Annotated in this window: 4 protein-coding genes; all 4 read right to left on the reverse strand. The window is 72.3% G+C overall.

All coding sequences use genetic code 11. The features are described 5' to 3' along the window. The coding region (locus VSO01S_RS24750) for an ion transporter (RefSeq protein WP_161944474.1) at positions 1-534 on the reverse strand (534 nt) is incomplete at its 3' end. Between the two features lie 15 nt (positions 535-549). Further along, entirely contained in the window at positions 550-2,721 is a 2,172-nt protein-coding gene (gene recD / locus VSO01S_RS24755; RefSeq protein ID WP_218002378.1) for an exodeoxyribonuclease V subunit alpha, read from the reverse strand. After that, the gene (gene recB, locus VSO01S_RS24760) at positions 2,718-6,497 is read right to left on the reverse strand and encodes an exodeoxyribonuclease V subunit beta (RefSeq protein ID WP_068645438.1); all 3,780 of its coding nucleotides are present in this window, start codon (positions 6,495-6,497) and stop codon (positions 2,718-2,720) included. Before recB ends, recD begins: the two co-directional genes overlap by 4 nt. Further along, positions 6,494-9,390: exodeoxyribonuclease V subunit gamma (gene recC, locus VSO01S_RS24765; RefSeq protein ID WP_068645439.1), on the reverse strand; the 2,897-nt coding region annotated here is incomplete at its 5' end. The genes recC and recB, both read right to left, overlap by 4 nt.

Genomic DNA, 9,390 nt, shown 5'->3' on the forward strand with positions numbered 1-9,390 from the left:
CATGACCATCACCACCAGCATCACGAACATCATGAACACGAGGATCTTGCGCCGCGACGAATACAGCGCCTGCCCCAGCGCGCCGAACTCGTCCACGTACTCGGCCAGCTTGAAGATCCGGAACACGCGCAGCAGCCGCAGCACCCGCACGTCGATCAGCGCCGACATGCCCGGCACCAGAATCGCGAAATACGTCGGCAGCACCGCCAGCAGGTCGATCACGCCGTAAAAACTGCGCGCATACCGCAGCGGCCGCCGCACGCACACCAGCCGTGCGATGTATTCGGTGGTGAAGGCGGCCGTGAAGATCCACTCCAGCACCGTGAACAGCGTCTTGAAGCGCGCATGCACCGACTCGATGCTGTCGGCGATCACCACCGCCACGCTGGCCACGATGAAGCCCAGCAGCACGATGTCGAACAGGCGGCCTTCTCGCGTGTCGGCCTCGAAGATGATGGTGTACAGGCGAAGGCGCCAACCCGTCTCCGGTCGGCCGAAGCGCTGTCCGTCGCGCAGTTGCATGGTGTCCGGCATGGCCGGGATGGTAGTTCAGGCGCTGCCGGCGGCGAGTCCGCCCACGCGCTCGACCCGCCGCGCGGCGGCAGCCAGCACCATCTCGGGCGGCGCCGCCAGCGTGAACCAGTGGCGCGCCCGGGTGATGCCGGTGTACACCAGCTCGCGCGTGAGCACCGGGCTCATCTGCTGCGGCAGCAGCAGCGCCGCGTGGCTGAACTCCGAGCCCTGCGACTTGTGCACCGTCATGGCGAACACCGTGTCCACCGACCGCAGCCGGCTGGGCAGCACCCAGCGGATGCCGCCCGGCTGCCCGGTCGCCGGAAAAGCCACCCGCAGCCGCCGCTGCATGCTGCCGGAGGCGCCCGCGCCATCCGCGGTGACGGACATGCCAGACGGCACCGACAAGGCCACGCCCACATCGCCGTTCATCAGGCCCAGCGCATAGTCGTTGCGCGTGACCAGCACCGGCCGGCCCGCATACCAGCCGCCCTGCTCCGCCTCGATCAGCCCCTCTGTTCGCAGCAGTGCCGCGATGCGCGGATTGAGCCCGTCCACCCCTTGCGGTCCCGCGCGCAGGGCACAGAGCAGCTGGAACTGGCCGAGCGCATGCAGCACCTCGCGTGCCCAGGCATCCAGCGCCTCCTGCGGCGCGTCCGCCTCGGGCTGCCGTGCACGCATCAGGCGCAGGTAGTGGCCGTAGCCGACCGGCGGCGCCACTGCGCGGCCGTTGTCCTGGCGCCCCTGGCCGCCGCCGGCGAAGGCATCGGGTGCGCCGTCCACCACCAGGCGGCGCAAGGCCGCATCGTCCAGGCCGGCCGGCCCCGCGCGCTGCAGCGTGGTCGACAGGTCGGCATGGCCGCCCGCCAGCAGGCGCTTGAGCTTGTCTTCGTCGCCGGCATTGACCGCTTCGGCCAGCAGGCCGATGCCGCTGTCCGCGCCGAAGCGGTAGCTGCGGCGCAGCTTGACCACCGCCTGGTCCAGCGGGCGGCCGGCGTCGTCGCGCAGCGATGCATCCACCTGCTGGCCCGTGACGGCCTGCAGCCACTGCACCGTGCGGCTGTCGTAGTGGCCGGCGTCGGCGCGCTGGCACAGGTCGCCCAGCACGGCGCCGGCCTCCACCGAGGCCAGCTGGTCCTTGTCGCCCAGCAGGATCAATCGCGCCTGCGGGCGCAGTGCGGCCAGCACGCAGGACATCATCTCCAGGTCGAGCATGGAGGCTTCGTCCAGCACCAGCACGTCCAGCGGCAGCGGGTTGCGCGCGTCGTGCCTGAAGTGCCGCGTGTCGGGGCGGCTGCCCAGCAGCCGGTGCACCGTGCTCACCGTGGTGGGGATGGCGGCGCGCAGCGCATCGCCGCCCTGCAGCCGCTCGAACGGCAGGCTCGCCACCGCGCCGTCGATCGACTCGCCCAGGCGCGCCGCGGCCTTGCCGGTGGGCGCCGCCAGGCCGATGCGCAAGGGCGCGGCATCCGAACCGCCAGAAGACGGAGATAGGGCCAGCTGCTGCAGCAGCGCGAGCAGCCGCACCACCGTGGTCGTCTTGCCGGTGCCCGGCCCGCCGGTGACGATGGAAAAGGCCTGCCGCGCCGCGAGCGCGCAAGCCACCTTCTGCCAGTCGGTGCCTTCTTCTGACCGCTTCGGAAACAGCACATCGAGCGTGGCCGCCATCGCGGCTTGCGCCTCGGGCGCCGCTGCGGAGGTGGGCGTGCCCACGCGGCGCGCGACTTCGGCGCGAACCGACTGCTCATACTGCCAATAGCGCCGCAGGTACAGCCGATGGCCCACGCGCACCAGCGGCGTGGCGCCCGGTCCGTGGCCGACCAGCGCGGGCTGCGCATCGAGCGTGGCGATCCATTGCGCAGGGCTCACGCCACGCAGCCATTGCGAGGGCGGCTCGACCGGCGAGGCGGCATCGTCCAGCGGCGGTGCGCCCTCGGGCGGCAGCGCCAGCGCACGGCCGGCATCGTCCAGCGTGGCGGCCAGGTCCAGGCAGGCATGGCCGCGGCCGAGCTGGTGGCTGGCCAGCGCGGCGGCCAGCATCACCAGCGGATCGGCGCCGGGTGCCAGGCGCGAGAAGAAGGCGGCGAGGCTGCGGTCCAGTTCGCGCAGCCAGCCGGCCTGCACCCAGCGATCGAGCGCACCGAACACGTCCGCATGTGCCGGCGGCAAGGGGCCGAGGAAGACCGGTGCAACGTGGTTCGCGCTCACAGGTCCAGCTCCATCTGGCCCTTGGGCAGCGGCGGCTTGGGCGGGCGGCGGATGCCGCGGAACAGATCGTCCAGCGCGTCCATCAGCGCAAGCGGCGGCCGCTCCAGGTGCAGCCCCTGGCCGGCGCCAGCATGGCCGCGCAGGAAGATGTAGACGGCGCCGCCGATGTGGCGCTCGTAGTCGTAGCCCGGCAGGCGCGAGCGCAGCAGCCGGTGCAGCGCGAAGATGTACAGCACGTATTGAAGCTCGTAGCGATGGGCCAGCACCTGCTGGCGCAGTGCATCGGCGCCGTAGTCGGCGTCGCCGGGGCCGAGCCAGTTGGACTTGTAGTCGGCCACGTAGTAGCGGCCTTCATGCTCGAAGACCAGGTCGATGTAGCCCTTGAGCATGCCGTTCACCTGCTGGGGCAGCAGCGGCGCGCGGGCCGCGCCGCCCAGCGTATGGCGGCACACCAGGGCGTCGAGCGCCAGCGTGTCCACCTGCTGCGCGGCCAGCAGGAATTCCATTTCGATCTGCACCCGCGCCAGCTGCGCCGGCGCCACCGGCGCCGATGCGCCCAGGCGGCGCAGGTCCAGCGGCTGGGCCAGCCAGCCGAGCAGCCAGGCCTGCAGGGGCGCAGCCCACTCGCCAAAGCCGCCGAGCTGGCAGCGCCGCTCCACCTGCACCGCCAGCTCGGCCTGCAGGGCCGGGTCGGCATGCACGCGTGCAAAGCCATGGCGGCCCGCCAGTTCCAGCAGGCCGTGCAAGAAGCTGCCCGGCGCAGCGCCGCGCGGAAAGCCGTGCAGGCTGCCGCCTGCCAAGGCTTGGGCCGCTGCCGGCTGGCGGTCGGTGCCGGCTTCTTCGGCCTGGCCGCTGTCGGCATAGATGTCTTCCTGCGCGCTCGCGGGCGCGGCCAGCTCCAGCGCCGGATCGGTCTGCACGCCTTCTTCCGTGACCTGCACCGCGTCCGCGCGCCGCAAGGCGGAGTAGCTCGCGATCCACCAGCGCTCGCGCGGGCCCGAAGGCAAGGGCGGCGCCGGCAAGGCCTGCAGCTGCTGCCGGGGCGGCTGGTAGGCCGTCGGCTGCGCCTCTGGCGCGGGCCGCACGGCGATGGCCTGGCAGCCCTGGGCCAGTTCCTCCAGCGCATGCTGCAAGGCGGGCGGCGGCAAGGGCTCGCCACCGGCCAGCAGGTAGCCCAGCGCACTGCGCTCCACCTCGGCCTGCGGCAGCACGCCGACCCAGGTGGCGTAGCGGGCGCGGGTCAGCGCCACGTACAGCTTGCGCAGGTCTTCGCCAAGGCGCTCGCGGTCCATGCGGGCCACGGCCCGGTCGTCGGCTTCCAGCGCCACCACCAGCGTGCCGTCGTCCTCGTGCCATTTCAGCGGCAGCCTGTCGCCCTTGCTGGCCATGAAGCTCGTGGCAAAGGGCAGGAAGACCAGCGGAAACTCCAGGCCCTTGGACTTGTGCACGGTGATGACCTTCACCAGCTCGGCATCGCTTTCCAGGCGCAGCCGGCGTGCATCGGTATCGGCGCTGGCGAACTCGCTGTCGGCGCGCTGCTCGGCCAGCCAGCGGATCAGCGCATGCTCGCCGTCCAGTTGCAGGCTGGCCTGCTGCAGCAGCTCGGCCAGGTGCAGCAGGTCGGTCAGGCTTCGCTCGTCCTGGCGGGCCAGCAGGTGCTGCGGCACCTCGAAGTCGTGCAGCAGGTGGCGCAGCATGGGCAGCACGCCCTGGCGGCGCCAGGTCTGCTGGTAGCGGCGGAACTGCAGCACGCGCGCTTCCCATTGCAGCTCGTCGCGGCCCAGCTGGTCCAGCGCATGCAGCGGCAGGCCGAGGGTGGCGCTGCCCAGGGCGGCGCGCAGCGGGCGGTCGTCTTCCGGCTCGGCGCAGGCCAGCAGCCAGCGCTGCAGGTCCGCCGCCACACTGCTCTGGAACACCGAGTCCTGGTCCGACAGGTACACGCTGCGCAGGTTGCGCTCGCTCAACGCTTCACGCACGGCGCGCGCCTCGCGGCCGCTGTTGACCAGCACGGCAACGTCGCCGGCCTGCAGCGCGCGCATCCGCCCCGCCTCGTTGGCAAAGCCGGCCTGCCCCGCCGCACCGGCATTGAGCAGCCGCACGATCTCGGTGGCGCAGGCGGCGGCCATGGCGCGCTGCGCGTCGGTCTTGTTCTTCGCGTCGTCGGCTTCCGGCAGGGTCCAGCAGACCAGCGCGGGCGCCTCGCTGCCGTCCACGCACCACCGGTCGCCACGGCCGCGTGCCTGCACGCTCACGAAGGGCACCGGGTTGTGGCCGCGCGCATCGCGGAACAGGAAGGCGCCCTGCCCCGTGGCGCGATCTTCCGCCCGCTGGAACACGTGGTTCACCGCGTCGACCATGCCGCGCGTGGAGCGGAAGTTGGTGCCCAGCGTGCTGTGCCGGCCCTCGGTGTCGCGCCGCGCGGCGAGGTAGGTGTAGATGTCGGCGCCGCGGAAGGCGTAGATGGCCTGCTTGGGGTCGCCAATGAGCACCAGCGCCGTGTCCGGCGCGTTCGAGGCCGCGCGGTAGACCGCGTTGAAGATGCGGTACTGCAGCGGGTCGGTGTCCTGGAACTCGTCGATGAGCGCCACCGGAAACTGCCGGCGGATCAGCGCCGCCAGGCGCTCGCCGTTGGGGCCCTGCAAGGCCGCATCCAGACGCGTGAGCAGTTCGTCGAAGCCCATCTGCGCGCGGCGCGCCTGCTCGGCATCGAAGCGCTCGGCGGTCCAGCGCACGGCATGGCGAAGCAGCGCGGCACGGCCGTCGGGCAGCGCGGCAATGCGCGCCTGCAGCGTGAGCATGTCGTCCAGCGCGGGATGCGATGGCACGGGCATGCCGGGCTTGAAGCATTCGGCCAGGCCCGCGGGCGTGAGGCGCTCCCAGCCCTTGTTGCCGCCCGCCAGCGGCTCGCGCGCATCACCGGCGGCCCACAGGCGCAGCGCATCGAGCCAGGGCTGGTAGTAGCGCGCCTGCAGCTTGCGCCCGTCGACCTGCTTGGCGGCGACGGCGCGGTCCAGCATCTGCTGCAGCTCGTCGGCCCAGGCCAGCCACGGCGTCTTCATGCCGGCGAGCGCGCGCTGCGCCTCTTCCATGGCCTCGCCCAAGGCCTGCTGCGGCGGCAGGCCGGGGCCCAGTGCATCGCCCAGCAGGCGCAGCTTCTCGACGTCGGCCTGCAGCCGGCCGGGGCCGGGCCACCAGGCGCGCACCTGCTCGGCCTGCTCGCGCGCGAGCGGGGTGAAGAAGGTGCGCCAGTAGTCGCGCACGCTTTCGGCCAGCAGCTCGCGCTGGTCGGTTTCCAGCGTCTGGCTGAACAGCGCGCCGCTGTCGAAGGCGTGCTCGCTCAGCATGCGGTTGCACCAGCCGTGGATGGTGGACACGGCGGCCTCGTCCATCCATTCGGCGGCCAGGCGCAGCGTGCGCGCGCAGCCCGGCCACTCGTGAGGCGCGAAGTCGGCGCGCAGGTCGTGCAGCAGGTCTTCGCCGCGCGGCCTGGGTGCGACGTCGTCCGGCTCCGCCAGGAAGGCCTGCGCGGCCTCGGCGAGGCGCGCGCGGATGCGGTCGCGCAGCTCCTTGGTGGCCGCCTCGGTGAAGGTCACGACCAGGATTTCGGGCGGCGTGAGCGGGCGGCCGAAGGCCACGCCATCGCCGCCATGGCCCAGCACCAGCCGCAGGTACAGGGCAGCGATGGTGAAGGTCTTGCCGGTGCCGGCGCTGGCCTCGATGAGCTGGCTGCCCACCAGCGGCAGGGTGAGCGCATCCAATAGCTTGGGCGCGCTCATTCCACCTGCTCCTTCGGCGGCTTGCCCACGGCTTCGCTCAAGGGCTTGACCAGCTGCTCCGCCCAGCGGGCGAACTCGCCGCCATGCCACAGGGCGTCGAAGTCGGCAAAGGCGCGGGCAAGGTAGTCGTTGTCCTCGCGCTCGGCGCGGCGGCCGAAGCGTGGGTCGTGGTCTTCGAAGATGCCGCGGGCGGTTTCGAAGGCCTCCTGGTTCACGGCATCGGCGCTGCCGCCCTTGTCGACCCAGGCGAGCGCCGTCTGCAGCGCCAGCGGCAGGGGGCGGCGCAGCCCTTCCTGCCATGCACGCAGCAGCCGTTGCCAGTGCGCCGCGGCCACGTCGGGCGGCAGCGGTGCCAGCTGGACCTTGCCCGCCTTGCTGATGATGAGCGTGGTGAGCGGCTGGCCAGCCACGTGCGCGGCCAGGTGCGCCACCCAGAACGGCACCACCCGGTCGCGCCGGTAGCTGCGGCCCTTGACCAGGCTGCCGCTGTCCAGCAACAGCCGGCAGCGCTCGCCCGCGTCGTTGGCGCGCAGTTGGCCCAGCCAGTCGACCAGGCGCAGCGCCTCGTCGGATTCGTCCGGCGGCAGATGGTCCAGCGCGGCATCGGGCACGGCATGCGGCCACTGCGCCAGCGCCTTGGCGTATTCGTCGAACATCTTCTCCATGGGCGCGGCCAGGTCGTCCTGCACCAGGCCGCCGAAGGCGCCCTCGGGCAGGTCGCCGCGCCGGGCCATGCGGGCCAGCTCGGCTTGCAAGGCCGCATCGCGGTCATCGGCAGGGGCCGCGGTCTGCGCGCGGATGAGTTCGTCCTGCAGGCGCCAGTTCTGCAGGCCATCGAGCTCGAAGGGCTCCTGGTCTTCCCCGGCGGGGTCGTCGCTTTCGAGGTAGATGGACAGGCGCAGGCGGAAGAAGCTCCGGGCCGGGTTGCGCAGGAAGTCGCCCAGCAGGCGCAGCGTGAGCGGCCCTTCGAAGTTCCACTCGGGCAGCGGCGGTGCGCCCGCCGCATCGGCTGCCACCGGCTGCGCCGTGTTGCGCCACTCGTGCGCATGGCTGAAAAGGCGCGGGTCTGCGCCTGCGTGGAAATAGGCCGCGTCGAAGGGCTGCAGCTTGTGCTCCACCGTGAGCGCATGCAGCAGCCGCTCGCCCGCCTTGTCCTGCGCGAGCGCCTCGTCGCCCGCCAGGCGCCAGCCGGCCGCCAGGTGGTCGCGCAGCTGCGCCACCAGCACCGAGGGCGGGCGCTCCGAATGGTCGTGGATGCTGCGCCCCACCCAGCTGATGTGCAGGCGGTCGCGCGCCGACAGCAGCGCCTCCAGGAACAGGTAGCGGTCGTCCTCGCGCCGCGAGCGGTCGCCGGGCCGGTAGTCCTGTCCCATCAGGTCGAAGTCGGCCGGCGCGCGGGTGCGCGGGTAGTCGCCGTCGTTCATGCCCAGCAGGCACACCATGCAGAACGGGATGGCGCGCATGGGCAGCAGCGTGGCGAAGGTGACGGTGCCGGCGAAGAAGGGCCGGTTGAGCGTGGGCAGGTCGATCTGCGCCAGCCAGTGCTCGCGCACCACCGGCAGGGGCAGGCGCTCGTCGTGCAGACCGGCGCTGTCGCACGCGTCCAGCCATTCCTGCAGGGCCGCTTGCAGGCGGCGCAGCAGGAAGCCGTCGGCATCGTCCTGCGGCTGGAAGAAATCGGCCAGCAAGGCGCGCAGGCGCTCGCCCCACTGCTGCGGCGTGGCGGGCTCGGCAAGCTGGCGCCAGTGCGCATCGAGCGCGGACACGAAGCGCACCAGCGGGCCCAGCAGCGCGGCTTCGAGGCCGCCCACTTCGTCCAGCGGCTCGATGCCTTCCCACGCCTGGCCGCTGCCCACCGCATAGCCCAGCAGCATGCGCGCGAGGCCGAAGTCCCAGCTGTTCTGCGCGCCGGCCTCGGGCAGGTCGAGCGCCTGGCGCTGCTGCGCATGCAGGCCCCAGCGGACGTTGGCGGCGCGCACCCAGCGATGCAGCAGCGGCAGCTGCTCGGCGTCGATGCCGAAGCGCGCGCGCACCGAGGGCACTTCGAGCCAGTCTAGAACGTCGCTGGTGCCGATGCGCGATTGCGGCAGCGCCAGCAGCCGTTCCAATGCGCCCAGCAGCGGATCGTGGTGGCGCTGCGCCTGGTCGGCCACGCTGAAGGGGATGTAGCGCGCATCGTCCGGCTGCAGCAGGCCGAACACGGCCTGGATGTGCGGCGCATAGGCGGCCACGTCGGGCACCATCACGATCACGTCGCGCGGTCGCAGGCCGAGGTCGTCGGCAAAGGCCGAGAGCAGTTGGTCGTGCAGCACCTCGACCTCGCGCTGCGGGCCGTGGCTGACGTGGAAGCGGATGGACTTGTCGGCGCCTGCATCCAGTGCCGGCCAGCGCGCGCGCGTCTCGGCCAGCGGGCGCAGGTCGCGGAAGTCGTCCTGCAGCTGGCGCAGCAGGGTGTCGCCCGCGTCGGCGTCGAAGCAGTCGATGCGCTGGCCGATGGCCGCCAGCTGCTGCGCATGCCGCTCGTGCGCGTTGTCGAACTGGTCGAGCAGGCGGATGAAGTCGCGCCCCTGCTTGCCCCAGGCCGCCAGCAGCGGATGGGCATGCAGGTGCAGCTGGTCCTCGGGGATGGCGCCTTCGCTGCCGGGGCGGCGGCGCCGCCGCGCGGCCTGCGCTTCGGCGCGCAAAAGGTCCTTGTCGGCCACGATGTGCGACCAGTCATGCTCGCTGGGGTTGTGCACGCACATCAGCACCTGCACCCAGCGCGCCAGCGCGGCCAGCACTTCGAGCGACTGCTGCGGCAGCGAGGAAATGCCGAACATCACGAGCCGGCGCGGCAGGCCCGGCAGCGGCGCGCCCTCCGGCAGCTGCGCGACGCGCGCCAGGAAGCGCTGAT

Origin of the sequence: Variovorax soli NBRC 106424, from assembly GCF_001591385.1 — a bacterium.
Lineage (GTDB): Bacteria > Pseudomonadota > Gammaproteobacteria > Burkholderiales > Burkholderiaceae_C > Variovorax > Variovorax soli.